The organism is Sorangium sp. So ce321, from assembly GCF_051530195.1.
Lineage (GTDB): Bacteria > Myxococcota_A > Polyangia > Polyangiales > Polyangiaceae > Sorangium.
In genome coordinates, this window is record NZ_CP150329.1 from 87014 (window position 1) to 102342 (window position 15329).

Here is a 15329-nt window from a genome sequence, read left to right on the forward strand (position 1 = left end):
CACCGAACAGGTTGAAAAGCCGTACAGGAGAGAGTTTGAACCACAGAGGCACAGAGGGAACAACAACAAAAACTCTGTGCAACCGTGGTCCATTTCCTGGTTTTCGAGCCGAACGGTACTCTAGATCAACACGAAGTCCTCGGCCACGGAGACCTCCTCGGCCATGATGCTCGTGGTCTCGGCGTCGCGCTGGACGGCGAGCTTGTAGAGTTGCGCCAGCACGGCCGGGTGATCCTCGACCAGACCCATGAACTCGGTGTCCGGCAGGTACAGCGCCACCGTGGGGTGGACGGCGATCACGTCGGCGTTCGCCGCGCGGCGCAGGACCATCGCGACCTCGCCGGCGACTTCGCCGGGGCCGAGCGTCGAGAGCACGAGCGGCTCGCCGCGGGAGTCGTCCGCGGCGTCGCGGCGGACCACGGCGACCTCGCCGGAGGCGATGAGGAACAGGCCGGGGGGCCGCTCATCCTGCACGAGCAGCCGCTCGTTTTTCTCGAACGTCCGCGTGCGAAACCGCTTCACGAGCGCGGGCCTGTCGCCCTCGGGGAGGACGCGGAGCACGTCGCTCATGCGGACGAGGTTCTGCACCATGCGATCCCGGCAGTAGGCGGCGAGCTCCGCGGCCACCTCGGGCTCGCGCTGCGCGATGTCGTCGACCGCGTCGCGCTGCACCTCGAGCACGATGGAGGGCCGCGTGGCGACGACGCTCCCGGTGCGGGGCGACCGGGAGAGGAGCGCCATCTCGCCGAACATCGTGCCGTTCGTGAGCCGCGCGAGGACGATCTCCTCGCTCCCGCGCCGGCGCCGCGCCTCGAGCTCCCCGCGCGCCACGAAGTAGGCCTCGCTGCGCGCCGCGCCCTGCTCGATGACGGTCGTCCCCGCCGCCACCCAGATCGGCGTGAACGCCGCGCAGAGCGCGCGGAGCGCGTCGCGCCGGATGGCCGAGAAGACCGGCTGGGGCGCGATGCCGGGGTGGTCGGCCTGGGCGGCCAGCCTGCGGGTCGCGTCGTGGATGATCTCGGTCGCCTTGTTGAGCAGGAGCGCCCCGGTGAGCACGGAGGCGAGCGGCTGGAACGCGTCCGCGGTCGGCAGGGGCGGCGGCGGCGGCGCGCCCTCGCCGAGCCGCGGCGAGTCCTTGCAGAACGCCTCGGCGATCAGGTCGAGCCCGGGCCCTGGATCGCCGCCGAAGCGCTCGCTCTCGCGCGCGGCCGCCACGGCGAGCGGCAGGTTTTCGAGGTCGACCGCGCGGACGATGGCGGTGGAGCACGCCTCGCGCGCGGCCTCGTGCCGGTTCAGCTCGCCGAGGAGGCGCCCGCAGAGGCAGAGCGCCGACGGCATGGTCGGGTCGTGCCGGACCAGCGCCGCGGCCCAGCGGAGCGCGGCGTCGCGCTCTCCCGCGAGCGCAAGCGAGAGCGCTCGGTCGATAGGCGACTCCGCCTGTTGCGTCGAGCCCGGGAGGACCGGGGGGAGGGCCATGTGAGCGTCTATATCAGGGTTCGTTACGCGGCGGCAAAGAAGCGCCGCGCGCACGCCGGCAGGGCCGCGGCGCTGCGCTCAGCCGAGGTGCTGCTTCAGGAACTCGATGCTCCGTTCCCACGCGATCCTGGCCGCGTCGGGGTTGTGGACCTCGGGGCGCGTGTCGTTCGCGAACGCGTGATCGGCGTCGTAGATGTGGAGCTCCATGGACTGGCCGCGCGCGGCGAGCTCCTTCCGGATCGCCTCGGCGGCGGCCGGCGTCGCCCACCCGTCGCGCGCGGCGAAATGGGCGAGGATGGGCGCCTTGACGCGCGAGTAATCGGGGGCGGGGCTCGGGACGCCGTAGAAGGGCACCACGGCCGCGAGCTCCGGGATGGTCGCCGCGGCGGCGAAGCTGAGCGCGCCGCCCATGCAGAACCCCATGACGCCGACCTTGCCGTTCGACCGCTCGTGCGCCGACAGGAAGCGCACCGCGCCGGCGATCTCGTCGAGGGCGCGCGGCTTGTCGAGCTCGGTCATGAGCCGGTTGGCCTCGGTCGCGTCCCCGGTGACCTTGCCGTGGTAGAGGTCGGGCGCGAGGGCGATGAACCCGGCGGCCCCGAGCCGGTCGAGCAGCGAGCGGATGTGGTCGTTCAGGCCCCACCACTCCTGGATCAGGACGACGGCGGGCGATCTGCCGCCCTGCTTCGGCCAGACGATCTCGCCGGTCGCCGAGGATCCATCTTTCGCGGCGAATGAAACCTTCTCGGACATGCGACTCCTCCCTTCGAGACGGGACCGGCGTGCGCGGTCCCTGTGAGCAGATGGGACCGGCGTGCGCGGTCCCTGTGAGCAGATGGGACCGGCGTGCGCGGTCCCTGTGAGCAGATGGGGACCGGCGTGCGCGGTCCCTGTGAGCAGATGGGGACCGGCGTGGGCCGTCCCTGTGAACGAACAGGGATCAGCTCCGCCGTCCCCTGCGAACGAACGGGGATCGGCTCCGCCGTCCCCTGCGAACGAACGGGGATCGGCTCCGCCGTCCCCTGCGAACGAACGGGGATCGGCTCCGCCGTCCCCTCTGGCGCGGCGCAGGATAACCGTCCAGCGCGCGCGGCGCACCGCGATCTGCCCGGCGCGCTACGCGCCGGCGCGCCGGCGAGCTAAGTTGACCGCGTGGATCCGCTGGCGGAGCGATGGAGGCGAGCCGTCTCTTCCCTGAAAGAGCTCCGGCTGCGGGTCGCGTACCTGCGGAGCGAGCTGCTGCGCGACGACCTCCTCTCCGTCGCCCGCGCGCTCGACGACCTCTGCCGCGACGCCGAGCAGGCCAGTCCGGTCGCGCGCGACGTGCTCGGCGCCGCCGTGCCGGTCCTCGCGGATCCGGCGCTCTCCGAGCGGGTCGAGCGGCTCCGCGAGCTCGCCGCCTCGGGCGCCCTGCTGTCGCTCTCGCGGCTCCTGCGCCGCAAGCCGCGGCGCCACGAGGCGCAGCCGACGTCGCCGCCGCCGCCCGACGAGCGCCACCTCGCCACGTCGAGCGCCGGCCGCGCGCTGACGCTCGGCGAGCGGCGCGCGCTGGCGCGGCGGCCGACGCGCGCCGCCTTCGACGCCCTGCTCCGGGACCCGCACCCGCTCGTGATCCGCAACCTGCTCGCGAACCCGCGCCTCACCGAGGACGACGTCGTCCGCCTCGCGGCGCGGCGCCCGGCGAACCCGGAGGTCATGACCGAGATCGCGCGGCACCCGGAGTGGCCCCAGCGCGCGCGCGTGCGCATGGCCATCGTGCAGAACCCGGGCGCGCCGCCGGAGATCGCGGTGCCCATGGTGCGCCTCCTCCTGCGGCCCGAGCTCCTGCAGCTCGTGGCGGCGCCGGACGTTCCCGCCGTCGTCCGCGCCGCGGCGCGGGAGCTGCTCGAGCGCCGCCCGCCCGTCCCGCACAAGCCGGGCGGGGCGCTCGAGCAGTGAGCGCCCCGGCGGCGCTCCCGAGCAGCCCCGTCGCCGCTCACCCCCGCGGCGGGCCGCGGCGCCGCGCGCGCCGCGTCGCGACGCCGGCGAGCGCGACCACCGCGAGCGCGGGCAGCGGGCCCCGTGCAGGCCCCGCGGCGTGCGCGCAGGACGCCGTCGCGGGGTCGCCCGCGGGCCTCGCGCGCGCCGGGGGGCCCACGGGCGAGCAGGGCGCGCTGAGGTCCGGCGCCGTCCAGGGCTGGTGGAACGCCTTCGCGCGCTCCACGGGGTCGTCCACGTTGCTGCGCTCCTCGGTCGGCTCGTCGCCGACCGCGATCCAGAGCCGCACGCGGTGCCCCTCCGGGCTCCACGCGACAAGGGAATAGCTCCCGTCCTCGGGCAGCTCGATCCGCCGATCGAGCAGGAGCCAGGAGCGGCTGTCGGTGACGGGCTCGCGGACCGCCGCCACCGCGCGCACGGTGCTGGTCGAGAAGACCTGCGCGCCGACGCCCGCGGGCGCCTCGAAGGGCAGCCCCGCCGGCCGCGGCAGGCCGGGGCCGAGCAGCGCGAGGGAGGGGCGCTCGCGGCGGAGCGCGGGGAGCGCGGGCATGCCGAGCCGCACGTGCAGCGTCTCGCCCTTCGCGGCCTCGAGCTTCAGCCACACCGGGCGGCTCGGACACCCGAGCTCGGAATACACGATACGAGAAAGAAAGAGTTCGGAGAACTCGAGCGCATCCTCGGCGCTCGCGTGATCGCCGTAATCGAAGAAGGTCTGGCGCGCGCGCGCCGGGGACGCGGACGCGAGGACGGCCGCCAGCGTCGCGGCAAGTGCGGTGAGCCGCGCGGATCGCGCGCGCAGCGTCGAGCGGCGGGTTGCAGTGATCATGTCTCCCCCCGACGATCTCTGGGGCAAGATCGCGCGTTGTCGACGCCGTCCGGAACGCGCCCGAGCCGGCAAATCGCCAGCTGCCGGGAAGAAGGCAAGAGGACGAGGCGCGGCGCCGACGGCGCCAGGCTACATCGAGGCGCCAGAGTCGCCGCGGGGCGGGCTCGCGCGCGCGGCGCCCGCGGGGGGCGCCGGGGAGCTCACGCGACCTCGGCCCAGCACCGCGCCAGGCGGCGCACGCCCTCGTCGAGCTCCTCGTCGCGCGACACGGACGAGAAGCACAGCCGCAAGGCGAACGGGCTCACGGCGCCGTTCGCCCGGAACAGCGACCCCGGGTCGAAGGCGACGCCGTGCTCGATCGCGGCGGCCAGGAAGAACGCCTCGTTGGGCTGGGCGTCGGGCTCGGCCCAGATCGCGAAGCCGCCCGCCGGCGGCTCGAACCGCCAGCCGGGCAGGTGCCGGCGGAGCGCTTGCTCCATGCGGGCGGCGCGGCGGGCGTAGAACTCGCGCAGGCGCACGAGCCGCTGATCGAAGTCCTCGTTGCGGAGATAGTCCTCGAGGATCGCCTGCGGCAGGCTGGCGGCTTGCAGGTCTTCGGCTTGCTTCAGCTTGAGGACGTCGGCCCGGAGCGCCCGCGGCGGCACCAGCCAGCCGACGCGCAGCCCGGGGCACAGCGTCTTCGAGAAGGTCCCCACGTGGAACACGCGATCGGGCGCCTCGGCCAGGAGCGGCCGCGGGGCGGCGCCGTCGAAGCAGAGATCGGCGTAGGCGTCGTCCTCGATGATGGGCCGGAGGGTCGAGAGGACCCTCGCCCGCTCATGAGCCGACAGCTTGCGTCCGCGCGGATTGGAGAGCGCGGGCATGATGTAGTACGCGTCCACGTTGCTTCTGTCGTCGACGGCGGTCATGCCGAGCGCCTGGAACAGCTCGAGCGCGCCGGGGTAGCTCTCGGCCTCGACGCCGATCCGGGCGCCGGCCCCGCGGACCATCTGCGCCGCGAGGGACACGGCCTGCTGCGCGCCGCTCGTCACGATGATGTCGTCGCGAGCCACGCTGGCGCCGCGCCGGCGCAGCTGCCCGGCGATCCAGGAGCGCAGGTCCTCGTCGCCCTCGGGCCAGCCGTACTGGAGCGCGGGGCAGCTCGGGCTCTGGAGGGCGCGGACGAACGAGGCCGCGAGCTTGGTGCGCGGGAACTCCCCGGGCGCGGGCAGCCCCCCCGCGAAGCTGATGAGCCCAGGCGTCTCCGCGGCCCGTCGCTTCAGCATCTCGAACCCGTCGAGGCCGCCGAGCCGCGTCCCGCTCCGCGGCGCGGTGCTGGACGTCGGGGCCTGTGATGAGCGGGCGTAGGAGGACGAGGGAGGAGGTGTTGCGAGCGCGGTGGCGTTCATAATTTCAGGGTCCGAGCGGAGCCCATTCAAGGATGGTGCCGTCTACGCTGTCCGTCTCCAGACGGAGCGGAAGACCCCTCAGGCGGCGGCAGGACGGATTTGCATGGAAACTTGGTTACATCGCCATCAACTCGGACGGGCGAGGGCGTGTGCAGGGTGTGGCGCAAACGCGCGCCGTGTCAGCCTGCCACGGGGCATCACCCGGCGCGGGGGTGCTCAGCAGGCGTGACACTCCCTGGAAATAAGGGCGTCATCGTGATGAAGGCGATGGGTGTGCCCGCAGATCCCTTTCCGGGGCTCACCGTGCTGGGGAGCCTGCAACGAGACGTGCGAGATGTGGGCCATGCGGCGAACCCGAGGACGAACGTCCAGTGCTCCGTGGGTAGGCGCGGACGGCCGGTGTCTGGAGCGACGGGGGGAGGAGAACGTCAGACCGAGCGAGGCGAGGCTCGGGGGCATGCCGCGGCGCTCGCGGCCGGAGGCGGAGCTCGGCGGCGCGCGCGGCCGCCCGCAGCGCAGCGGCGCGGTGCGGCCGGGTTGCGGTGGCTACGGCTCTGTGCCCCAGGCGAGCACGCCGTCTCGGTAGGCGGTCACCTGCTCCCAGGGCGTCAAGGCGGTCAGCGTGGCGTCGAACGAGTAGTCGTTGGTCTGCATCATGGTTTCGTACGTCTCGCTGTAGACGCGGATCTGCGCCTCTCCCGACGTGGCGCCCGGGGCGAGGGTGCCGGCGGCCGAGGTGAAGCCGAGCTCGAGGTAGCGGTCGGCCTCGGCGGCGGACGCCTCGCCGAACGTCCAGGTGACGCTGGTGCGCCCGCCGGGGACCGACGCGAAATCACATACGCTCACGAACCGCGATGCGGCGTCGTCATCCGTGAACCAGTAGCGGATCGTCACGTCGCTGAGCGTGATGGTCTCGTCTCCGGTGTTCCTGACTCGGACGCTGAACGATAGACCCTGGACCCTGGCGGCGCCATCCCGGGCGGCATAGTGCAGCTCGAGCTCCCCCGTGGGGCCGCCGCCGGTGGTGGCGGTGGTGGTGCTCGTGGGACTTCCGCCGCCGCCAGTCGAGGTGCTCGACGTGGAGCTCACCGAGGTGCTCGACGTGGAGCTCACGGACGTGCTCGATGTGGAGCTCACCGAGGTGCTCGATGTGGAGCTCACCGAGGTGCTCGACGTGGCGCTCGTCACGTCGGCACCGCCCTCGCCGCCCGCGCCGCCGGTTCCTGCCGAGCTGCTCACCGTGGTGCCCGTGGGGGCACCGCCAGCGCCGGACGAGCTGCTCGCCGAGACGCTGGTCGAGCTGCTCGTCGTGGACACCGCAGAGCCCGTGGTGATCGCGCTGGAGGAGGTCGCGCCGCCCGAACTGGAGCTGGCGCTGCTCCCGCCGCCGCCACCCGTGTTCTCGTCCAGACTGTAGCCCTCGGCACACGCCGCGAGCACCAGAAGGGAGACGGCAGAGAGCGCCGTGGTGCCCTTTGACCAGGCGCTCGACGTGCGGACCCGACCCCGGCATCTGCCGGACTGCAACGGTGAGCCTGACCGTGTCGATACCTTCATCCGAGAACCTCGCAGGCCAGCTGCTCCGGACGTGGTAGGGCTGAGCAGAGACGCACACCTTGGCATCGGTCGCATCTTGAATACCCCTTGGCGCGCCCGACCAAGGTCGAACGGAACGAAGTTGAGTTCAGTAGTCTATACAGCACCGCTTGGTATCAGCAAGAGGTTCTCTGTAATAACTTTCTGCTGGTGCCGAAACACTGAGCCACGTTGACGTGGACATCGATGGCCCACGGGCGGAACGAGAGCACCGCGTCGCCGTGCGCAAGGCGGCTGGATGAGCTCGTCGGTGAGCCGCAGGAGATCTGTGGTCTTGTCGGGCGCGTCCGCCGCGGGGCCCTCGCCCACTCGCGGTATGGATACAGGATGCGGTCGTGAGCCAGGAACAGCCGGTATCCGAAGAGCGACGCGCGCCACGCGGCCGAGGTCAGGAGATATCGATCGTCGTGCTGCTCGTGCTGCTCTGCCGGGACGATGTGGTGCGTTGGATAGCCCGGCTCTCGCATGGAGGCCATCGACTCTCTATTCCTGACGGATCACTGGCGGAGGAGGCTCGCCGCCCGGCAGCTGGTCGCACTGCGGCGCGGCTGCCGAGAGGTCTTCCGGGCGCCCGGCGCAACCGACGGCAGCCAACGCCGTGCCGGCCGCGCCGCCGCTCCCCGGGGCAGCCGGCTATGGACGGCAAGCTTCAGCGAGGGTATAGGTCCGCCGAGCGCCAGTTCACGTCCAGGGGAAAAGTTCATGAAGACCAAAGCGATCAGCGGTCGACTGGGAGCGTGGGCCCTGACTGCCCTCGTCTTGACCTCGTGCTCTCAGAAGCAAGGGGGGGCGGCCGAGGGCGACAAGGGAGCAGCCGCGGGCGACAAGGGAGCAGGCGCCGGAGACAAGGGAGCAGCCGCCGGCGACAGGGCGGCAAAGCCGGCCAAGATCGCCCTCCTCCTGCCGGAGTCGAAGACGGCGCGCTACGAGTCCAAGGACCGCCCCTTCTTCGAGGCCAAGGTGAAGTCCCTCTGTCCGGACTGCCAGGTCCTCGCGAGCAACGCGAACCAGGACGCCTCGCAGCAGCAGGCCCAGGCCGAGGCGGCGCTGACGAACGGCGCGAGCGTGCTCGTCCTCGACGCCGTGGACAGCGCCTCTGCGGCTGTCATCGCGAACAAGGCCAAGGCGCAGAAGGTGCCTGTCATCGCCTACGACCGGCTCGTGCCGGGGACCGAAGGCATCGATTACTACGTCTCGTTCGACAACGAGTCCGTGGGCAGGCTCCAGGGCGAGTCCCTGCTCCAGGCGCTCGGCAACAAGGCGACCGCGCGGGTGGTGATGATCAACGGCGCGGCGACCGACAACAACGGGATGCTCTTCAAGAAGGGGGCGCACAGCGCGCTCGACGGCAAGGTCCAGGTGGTCAAGGAGTACGACACGCCGGACTGGAGCCCCGACAAGGCGCAGGACGAGATGACCCAGGCGCTCACCGCGCTGAACAACCAGCTCGACGGCGTGTACGCGGCCAACGACGGGACCGCCGGCGGGGCGATCGCGGCGATGAAGGCTGCAGGCATCAAGCCCCTGCCCCCCGTGACAGGCCAGGACGCCGAGCTCGCCGCGGTGCAGCGGATCCTCCTCGGCGAGCAGTACATGACGGTCTACAAGGCCATCAAGCCGCAGGCGGAGGCCGCGGCGGTGATCGCGTATCACCTCGCCATGGGCAAGCCCGTGCCCACCGACCTCACCGGGGGCAAGACGGTCAACAACGGGAAGAAGGACGTCCCCTCGGTGCTCCTGGTCCCCCTCTCGGTCACGAAGGAGAACCTGAAGGATACGGTCATCGCGGACGCCTTCTGGTCCAAGGAGCAGGTCTGCACGGCCCAGTACGCCGAGGCCTGCAAGGCGGCGGGCATCCTCTAGGTCCGGAGCTCCCCGGGGCGCCCATGAGCACTGCGCAGCGAACTCCGATCCTCGAATTGCGCGGCATCAAGAAGCGGTTCGGCGCGGTGCAGGCGCTCTCCGGGGTCGATCTCGAGGTCTTCCCGGGCGAGGTCGTCGCCCTCGTGGGAGACAACGGGGCCGGCAAGTCGACGCTGATCAAGACCATCGCGGGCATCTTCCCGCCCGACAGCGGGGAGCTGCGGTTCGCGGGGCAGCCGGTCGCGCTGCGGGGGCCCAAGGACGCGTCGAGGCTCGGGATCGCGACCGTGTATCAAGATCTCGCGCTGTGCGACAACCTCGATGTCGTGGCGAACCTGTTCCTCGGCAGGGAGGAGGTCGACCCCCTCTCGCGCGCCATGGACGAGGAGCACATGGAGCGGCGCGCCCTCGAGGTGCTGAGGACGCTCAACGTGAACATCCCTGTCGTCCGCACGCCGGTCGCCGCGCTCTCGGGCGGACAGCGGCAGTCCGTGGCCGTGGCCCGCGCCGTCATGGGCGAGGCGAAGCTCGTCATGCTGGACGAGCCCACCGCGGCCCTCGGCGTCGCGCAGACCAGGCAGGTCCTCGAGCTCATCACGCGCCTCAAGCAGCAAGGGCTGGGCGTGCTCGTCATCAGCCACAACCTCGCCGACGTCTTCCAGGTCTCGGACCGCATCGTCGTGCTCCGGCTCGGGCAGCTCGCCGGCACGTTCGACACGAGCGCGGCCTCGCGCGAGCAGGTCGTCGGCAGGATCACCGGCGCAGACGTCGCGGAGTCGAGGAGGGCAGGATGACGGGGGCTTCCGGACAGACCGGCGGGATCGCGGCTACCCACGCGCCGGGGGCGGGCCTCGCGGCGCTCGCGCGGCGCCTGCGCCAGGGGGACGCGAGCTCGCTGCCGGTGCTCCTCGGGCTCATCCTCATCTGGGGCGTCTTCGCCTCGCAGAACGAGAACTTCCTCTCGGCGCGCAACCTCACGAACCTGGTCCTCCAGATCGCGGCCATGGGGACCATCTCCGTGGGCATCGTGCTGGTCCTGCTGCTCGGCGAGATCGACCTCTCTGTCGGCGCGGTGAGCGGGATGAGCGCCGCGGTGATGGCGATCCTGAACGTGCAGCACCAGGTGAGCCCGGCGCTGTCGCTGCTCGCCGGGGTGGCGACCGGCTCGCTGATCGGGCTCGCGCAGGGGCTCTGGTTCACGCGGTTCCGGGTCCCGTCGTTCGTCGTCACGCTGGCGGGGCTGCTCGCCTGGCAGGGAGCCCTCCTGTGGGTGCTCGGCACGACGGGCACCGTGAACGTCTATGACCCGCTCATCTCGGGGCTGGCGGGGACGTTCCTCTCGCCCGCGCTCGGGTGGGCGCTCGGCGCGCTCTGCGTCGGCATGGCGGTCTCCGGGCAGGTCGTGACCCGGCGGCGCCGGGTGAAGGCCGGGCTCCCGCCCGCCTCCAGGGGGGCCATGGCGGCGCGCATCGCGGGGGTGCTCGTCCTGGTGGCGGCCGTCGTCGGGCTGCTCAACGCGGATCGCGGGGTGCCGCTCGCGCTGCTGCTGCTGCTCGGCTTCGTGATCGGCTTCGACCTGCTGCTCCGGCGGACCCGGTTCGGGCGGTACATCTTCGCGGTGGGCGGGAACGCGGAGGCCGCGCGGCGAGCGGGCATCCGCGTGGACGCGATCCGCGTGGCGGTCTTCACGCTGTGCGGGGCGCTCGCGGCCTCCGGGGGCATCCTGGCCACCTCGCGCCTACTCGCGGTGAATCAGTCGTCCGGCGGCGGCGACGTGCTCCTCAACGCGATCGCGGCCGCCGTGATCGGGGGGACGAGCCTGTTCGGGGGCCGGGGCACGGTGTGGTCGGCGCTGACCGGCGCGCTGCTGATCGGCTCGATCTCGAACGGGATGGACCTGCTGGCGCTCCCGTCGTCGGTGAAGTTCATGGTGACCGGCGCCGCGCTGCTCGCGGCCGTGACCATCGACGCGATCGCGAGGTCCGGACGGCAGCCGGCCGGCCGGACCTGAAGCGGATCGCGGCGGGAGCGGGGCGTCAGGCGACGCGCGCGGGCTGCGAGGCCTCGAGGCGGGCCTTCTCGGCGAGCAGGAGCTCGGTGAACGCGGCGATGAACATGCGGCGGGCGAGCGGGCCGAGCAGGCGGCCGGCGAGCGGGACCGGGACCTCGAAGCGCGACGTCCAGTCGACCTCCGTGCCGTCGCCGCGCGGGGTCAAGCGGAGGCGCGAGCCGTGGTGGCGGAGCGGCTGCGTGCTCTCGAGGATCCGGTACTCGAAGGAGGACGGGCGCTCGAAGGCGGTGATCTCCTCGACGTAGCGGATCCGCTTCCCGACGCGAACCTCGCGCAGGGCGCCGAGGCCGTTGCGCTCGGTGAGACCTGGCCGGATGACCTTGGTGCGGGTGCCGTCGCCCGCGCGCAGGAAGCTCTCGTGGTCGGCCACGGCCTCGAAGACGCGCTCGACCGGGGCGTGGATGTAGACGTTCACGTGGACCTCTTCCATGTGGGGACCATCGCATGGATCTTGCCCAGCGGGATGCGCTGCTTGGGGGGTGGGTGTGGGTAGCTGTGGGCGGGCCGGGCTGGGCTCAACCTGGGTGAGGTCGCGCCACCCAACCTGGGTGAGGTCGCGCCGCCCAACCTGGGTGAGGTCGCGCAGGTCGCGCCGCCCAACCTGGGTGAGGTCGCGCCGCCCAACCTGGGTGCGGTCGCCACCCCAACCTGGGTGCGGTCGTCGGGGTGCGATCGCCGCCAGGTCGGTCCTTGCCAGACCGGACAGGTGTCTTATGGTGAGTGAGTAATCACTCACCATAAGGGAGGCGCGCATGACAAAAGCGGTGGATGCGCTCGTGATCGGCGGAGGGCCGACCGGGCTGACGATGGCCGGAGAGCTCGCCCGGCGAGGGCTCACGGTGCGGATCGTGGACAAGGCAACGGAGCCGCCGCCGGATCACTCGCGCGCGCTCGCGGTGCAGACGCGGACCATGGAGATCTTCGGCAGCATGGGGATCGCCGACACAGCCATGGAGCACGCCGTGCGCGTCGGCGGGATCAACGTCCTGCTCGCACAGGGCCGGCGCGCGCGCCTGCCCATCTTCAATTTCCCGGAGCTGTCCACGCCCAATCCAGGGATATTCGTCATCCAGCAGTTCGACACCGAGCGCGTCCTCGCCTCGCGGCTCGCCGCGCTCGGCGTGACGCTCGAGCGCGGCGTCGAGCTCGCCTCCTACGCGCAGGACAGCGCCGGCGTCACGTGCGCGCTCCGCCGCGCCGACGGGAGCGTCGAGCAGGTGCGCGCGAAGTGGCTCCTCGGCTGCGACGGCGCGCGCAGCCCCGTCCGCAAGGGCGCGGACATCGCCTTCGAGGGCGACACCTACGACGATCACTGCATGCTCGGCGACATCGTCGTCGACTGGCCGCTGCCCGACGGCGAGATCTACCTCAGCCCCTCGCGCCGCGGTGTCGCAGCAGCCTTTCCGGTGCCCGGCAGCCACCGTTTCCGGGTCATCCTCATCCTGCCCGAAGCCCCGCCGGCGCACGGCGCGCCGCCCTCGCTCGAGGAGTTCGAGAGCAGGATGCGCGAGACGATCCCGGTGCCCTTCAAGGTACAGAGAGCGATCGTCCTCTCGCGCTACCGGCTGCACCATCGCGTGGCCGCGCAGCTTCGCAAAGGGCGGGTGTTCCTCGCCGGGGACGCAGCGCACATCCACAGCCCGGCCGGCGGGCAGGGCATGAACACCGGGATCCAGGACGCCTACAACCTCGCGTGGAAGCTCGCGGCCGTCGAGCAGGGCCAGATGCCGGCATGGCTGCTGGACACCTACGAAACCGAGCGGCTGCCCGTCGCCCGTCGGCTGGTCGGCTTCACGGACCGCCTGTTCGGGCTCATGGCCGCGCACGGCCCGGTGGCCAGGACGCTGCGCATCGTCGCGCCGCGCCTCCTGTCCCGCGCCCTGGGCTTCTCCGCCGTGCAGCGCCGCGTCCTGGGGTTCGTCTCGCAGCTCAAGGTCCGCTACCGGAAGAGCCCGCTCTCCGTGCAGATCGGGGCCCCGCCGGAGCGCGGACCCCGCGCCGGCGACCGCGCGCCGGACGCCGCGCTGCGCAGCGCGGCCGGTGAGCAGGTGCACCTCTTCGAGCGGATGCGCGGCGCCGAGTTCACGCTGCTGCTCTTCGCCGGCCCGCAGGCGGACGGCGCGGCGCGCGATCGCGTCCGACGGCTCGCAGCGCAGCTCGGCGGGCCGGACCTCAGGGTCGTGGTCGTCGGTGCCCCCGAGGCGGGAGGGTACGCCGACCCCGACGGGCACGCGCACGCGGTGTACGGTGTCCAGAGCACAGCCGCCGTGCTCGTCCGGCCGGACGGCTACATCGGCGTGCGCAGCGACCCCCTCGACGAGGGCGAGCTCGGGCGGGCGCTCGACCGGCTCTTCACGGCCAGGGCCAGGAGCGCCTAGCGCTCGGCGCACCCGGCGCCAGCGCGGCGCGCTGCGGGCGCGCCGGAGCTCGCGGCGCGCGACGAGCGCGGCGAGACACGGCGAGCGCTGCGCGAGGTCCGCCGCGTCGAAGGGCCAGAAATCCGGCAGGACCTCTGGCGCGCGGTACTAGAGGTGAGCAGAGAGGACGCCGATGAGCCGACGCCCGCGCTCGAACGACACATTGACCGAGGCGCAGAAGAAGATCGTCGAGGCCGCGGTGGCCGCCTTCGCGGAGCAGGGCTTCCACGGGACCGCGACGAGGGACATCGCGCGGCGCGCGGGCGTCGCGGAGGCGACGATCTTCAAGTACTTCCCCAGCAAGAGGGACCTCCTCCTCGGCGTGCTCGGCCCCGCCATCGAGCAGCTGGTCGGGCCCGCGCTGGCGCGCTCCATGGACCCGCTCTTCAGCGTGGCGTACCCGAGCTTCGAGGCGTTCTTGCGGGCGCTCCTCGCCGAGCGCATCGCCTTCGTGCGCGCGCACCCGCGGCTCTTGCGCATCCTCGCGCAGGAGCTGCCGTTCGACGCAGAGCTGCGCGACGGCGTCTTCAGCCGCGTGTTCGCGCCGTTCCTCGCGAAGGGGATCACCATGATCGAGCACTTCCAGCGGGAGGGGCAGATCGTGGGGTGGCCGCCCGCGGTCGTCCTCCGCTGCGTCGCCTCGACGTTCGCGGGGTACATCCTCCACCGCGTCTTCATCGCTCCCGACGCGGCGTGGGACGACGAGGTCGAGAACGAGCGGGTCATCACCTTCGTGAGCCGCGGCCTCTCGCCCGGCCAGCAGCCCGCGTGACGAGCGCCGGCCCGGCGCGGGCGAGCGCGCCGACGCGACGCAGGCGGCCGGCGCGACGCAGGCGGCCGGCGGGTCAGCTCGTCGTCAGCAGCGAGCGGAGCTGCGACGGCGACACCTGGTAGTCCTTCCCGCAGTAATCGCAGCGGATGTCGAGGACCTTGCCGTCCTCGACCATCTCCTCGACGTCGCTCCTCGGCAGGCTCGCGAGCGTGGCCATGACCCGGAGCTCGCTGCAGCGGCAGCTGAAGCTGAGCGGCGAGTCGTCGAGCCGCGAGAACGGCATGCCGTGGAGCAGCTCCTCGAGCAGCATGTCCGCCGACGCGCCCTCGTGCGCGAGCACGTCGTCGAGGCGCTCGAAGTCCTTCAGCCGCTCGGTCATCACCATGAGCGGACCGCGCTCGACCTCCGGGAGCAGCTGCACGAGGTACCCGCCGGAGGAGCCGACGCCGTCGTCGCCGAGCAGCGTCGCCACGGCGATCATCGAGACGACCTGCTCCGACTCCTGCATGTACGTCATCAGGCCGCCGGAGATGCCGCCCTCGGCCGGGACCTCGACGACCCCCTGGTGGAGCATGCCGCTCGGCAGCGTGCGCATGACCTGCAGCAGCGAGCCCCCGCCGACCTCCACGGTGCTCCCCTCGGCGGCGCCCTTGCCGAGGTTGACGAGGCCGCGGCTCGTGCCGTCGGGGTGCGAGTCGGCGACCAGGGTCCCGTGGCCGGTCGCGCCCTTGATGATCGCCTGCACCCGCAGGTTGGGCGCCATGGCCTCGCGCACGAGGATGGCGCCGGTGATCAGCTCTCCCAGGCGCTGCGCGGTCGGGCCGGCGGCCGATTGGACCGCGATGGCCCCTCGCACGGTTTCGGTGGTCAGCGCGGTGATGACGCGAAAGGCGCCATCGAGCGTGATGGCGCGAACGACGGAATCAGAAGGTCGGAGCAAGAT

At 72.2% G+C, this 15329-nt stretch carries 14 protein-coding genes; 7 read left to right on the forward strand and 7 right to left on the reverse strand.

Features of this window, described 5'->3' with window-relative positions; translation table 11 throughout:
- Nucleotides 1-120 precede the first annotated feature (120 nt).
- Complete coding sequence (locus WME89_RS00320) at nucleotides 121-1476, reverse strand: cyclic nucleotide-binding domain-containing protein (RefSeq protein ID WP_438007294.1); 1356 nt, start codon at nucleotides 1474-1476, stop codon at nucleotides 121-123.
- A 78-nt stretch (nucleotides 1477-1554) separates the two neighbouring features.
- The gene (locus WME89_RS00325) at nucleotides 1555-2229 is read right to left on the reverse strand and encodes a dienelactone hydrolase family protein (RefSeq protein WP_438007295.1); all 675 of its coding nucleotides are present in this window, start codon (nucleotides 2227-2229) and stop codon (nucleotides 1555-1557) included.
- A 399-nt stretch (nucleotides 2230-2628) separates the two neighbouring features.
- Here WME89_RS00325 and WME89_RS00330 point away from each other — a divergent pair, with 399 nt between their 5' ends.
- On the forward strand, nucleotides 2629-3414 hold the full coding sequence (locus WME89_RS00330) for a hypothetical protein (RefSeq protein WP_438007296.1): 786 nt from the start codon (nucleotides 2629-2631) through the stop codon (nucleotides 3412-3414).
- A 37-nt stretch (nucleotides 3415-3451) separates the two neighbouring features.
- Here the strand turns inward: WME89_RS00330 and WME89_RS00335 are convergent, their stop codons facing one another.
- From WME89_RS00335 to WME89_RS00345, 3 genes are all read right to left on the reverse strand, one after another.
- Nucleotides 3452-4279 carry a hypothetical protein gene (locus WME89_RS00335; protein WP_438007297.1) on the reverse strand — a complete coding sequence of 276 codons (828 nt, stop codon included), beginning with the start codon at nucleotides 4277-4279 and terminating at the stop codon, nucleotides 3452-3454.
- 200 nt (nucleotides 4280-4479) lie between these two features.
- Complete coding sequence (locus WME89_RS00340; protein ID WP_438007298.1) at nucleotides 4480-5544, reverse strand: PLP-dependent aminotransferase family protein; 1065 nt, start codon at nucleotides 5542-5544, stop codon at nucleotides 4480-4482.
- A gap of 669 nt (nucleotides 5545-6213) precedes the next feature.
- Complete coding sequence (locus WME89_RS00345) at nucleotides 6214-6756, reverse strand: cellulose binding domain-containing protein (protein ID WP_438007299.1); 543 nt, start codon at nucleotides 6754-6756, stop codon at nucleotides 6214-6216.
- Between WME89_RS00345 and WME89_RS00350 the strand changes: the two genes are divergently transcribed.
- From WME89_RS00350 to WME89_RS00365, 4 genes are all read left to right on the forward strand, one after another.
- Nucleotides 6746-7084 carry a hypothetical protein gene (locus tag WME89_RS00350; RefSeq protein WP_438007300.1) on the forward strand — a complete coding sequence of 113 codons (339 nt, stop codon included), beginning with the start codon at nucleotides 6746-6748 and terminating at the stop codon, nucleotides 7082-7084. The two genes, WME89_RS00345 and WME89_RS00350, sit on opposite strands and share 11 nt — an antisense overlap.
- An 881-nt stretch (nucleotides 7085-7965) precedes the next feature.
- Complete coding sequence (locus WME89_RS00355) at nucleotides 7966-9126, forward strand: sugar ABC transporter substrate-binding protein (protein WP_438007301.1); 1161 nt, start codon at nucleotides 7966-7968, stop codon at nucleotides 9124-9126.
- 23 nt (nucleotides 9127-9149) lie between these two features.
- Nucleotides 9150-9920 carry an ATP-binding cassette domain-containing protein gene (locus WME89_RS00360; RefSeq protein WP_438007302.1) on the forward strand — a complete coding sequence of 257 codons (771 nt, stop codon included), beginning with the start codon at nucleotides 9150-9152 and terminating at the stop codon, nucleotides 9918-9920.
- Entirely contained in the window at nucleotides 9917-11137 is a 1221-nt protein-coding gene (locus WME89_RS00365) for a sugar ABC transporter permease (RefSeq protein WP_438007303.1), read from the forward strand. Before WME89_RS00360 ends, WME89_RS00365 begins: the two co-directional genes overlap by 4 nt.
- 25 nt (nucleotides 11138-11162) lie before the next feature.
- Here the strand turns inward: WME89_RS00365 and WME89_RS00370 are convergent, their stop codons facing one another.
- The gene (locus WME89_RS00370; RefSeq protein ID WP_438007304.1) at nucleotides 11163-11627 is read right to left on the reverse strand and encodes an SRPBCC family protein; all 465 of its coding nucleotides are present in this window, start codon (nucleotides 11625-11627) and stop codon (nucleotides 11163-11165) included.
- Between the two features lie 322 nt (nucleotides 11628-11949).
- Here WME89_RS00370 and WME89_RS00375 point away from each other — a divergent pair, with 322 nt between their 5' ends.
- A complete protein-coding gene (locus WME89_RS00375; protein WP_438007305.1) occupies nucleotides 11950-13575 on the forward strand; it encodes an FAD-dependent monooxygenase in 1626 nt (541 codons plus the stop codon).
- Between the two features lie 172 nt (nucleotides 13576-13747).
- The gene (locus tag WME89_RS00380; RefSeq protein WP_437654942.1) at nucleotides 13748-14386 is read left to right on the forward strand and encodes a TetR/AcrR family transcriptional regulator; all 639 of its coding nucleotides are present in this window, start codon (nucleotides 13748-13750) and stop codon (nucleotides 14384-14386) included.
- Between the two features lie 73 nt (nucleotides 14387-14459).
- Here the strand turns inward: WME89_RS00380 and WME89_RS00385 are convergent, their stop codons facing one another.
- On the reverse strand, nucleotides 14460-15326 hold the full coding sequence (locus WME89_RS00385) for an Hsp33 family molecular chaperone HslO (protein ID WP_438007306.1): 867 nt from the start codon (nucleotides 15324-15326) through the stop codon (nucleotides 14460-14462).
- Nucleotides 15327-15329: the final 3 nt, after the last annotated feature.

Excerpts from the sequence above, each read along its gene's own strand:
- WME89_RS00320 (WP_438007294.1), bottom strand. The coding sequence starts at position 1,476 with ATGGCCCTCCCCCCGGTCCTCCCGGGCTCGACGCAACAGGCGGAGTCG.
- WME89_RS00325 (WP_438007295.1), bottom strand. The coding sequence starts at position 2,229 with ATGTCCGAGAAGGTTTCATTCGCCGCGAAAGATGGATCCTCGGCGACC.
- WME89_RS00335 (WP_438007297.1), bottom strand. The coding sequence starts at position 4,279 with ATGATCACTGCAACCCGCCGCTCGACGCTGCGCGCGCGATCCGCGCGG.
- WME89_RS00340 (WP_438007298.1), bottom strand. The coding sequence starts at position 5,544 with ATGCTGAAGCGACGGGCCGCGGAGACGCCTGGGCTCATCAGCTTCGCG.
- WME89_RS00355 (WP_438007301.1), top strand. The coding sequence starts at position 7,966 with ATGAAGACCAAAGCGATCAGCGGTCGACTGGGAGCGTGGGCCCTGACT.
- WME89_RS00360 (WP_438007302.1), top strand. The coding sequence starts at position 9,150 with ATGAGCACTGCGCAGCGAACTCCGATCCTCGAATTGCGCGGCATCAAG.
- WME89_RS00365 (WP_438007303.1), top strand. The coding sequence starts at position 9,917 with ATGACGGGGGCTTCCGGACAGACCGGCGGGATCGCGGCTACCCACGCG.
- WME89_RS00370 (WP_438007304.1), bottom strand. The coding sequence starts at position 11,627 with ATGGAAGAGGTCCACGTGAACGTCTACATCCACGCCCCGGTCGAGCGC.
- WME89_RS00375 (WP_438007305.1), top strand. The coding sequence starts at position 11,950 with ATGACAAAAGCGGTGGATGCGCTCGTGATCGGCGGAGGGCCGACCGGG.
- WME89_RS00380 (WP_437654942.1), top strand. The coding sequence starts at position 13,748 with ATGAGCCGACGCCCGCGCTCGAACGACACATTGACCGAGGCGCAGAAG.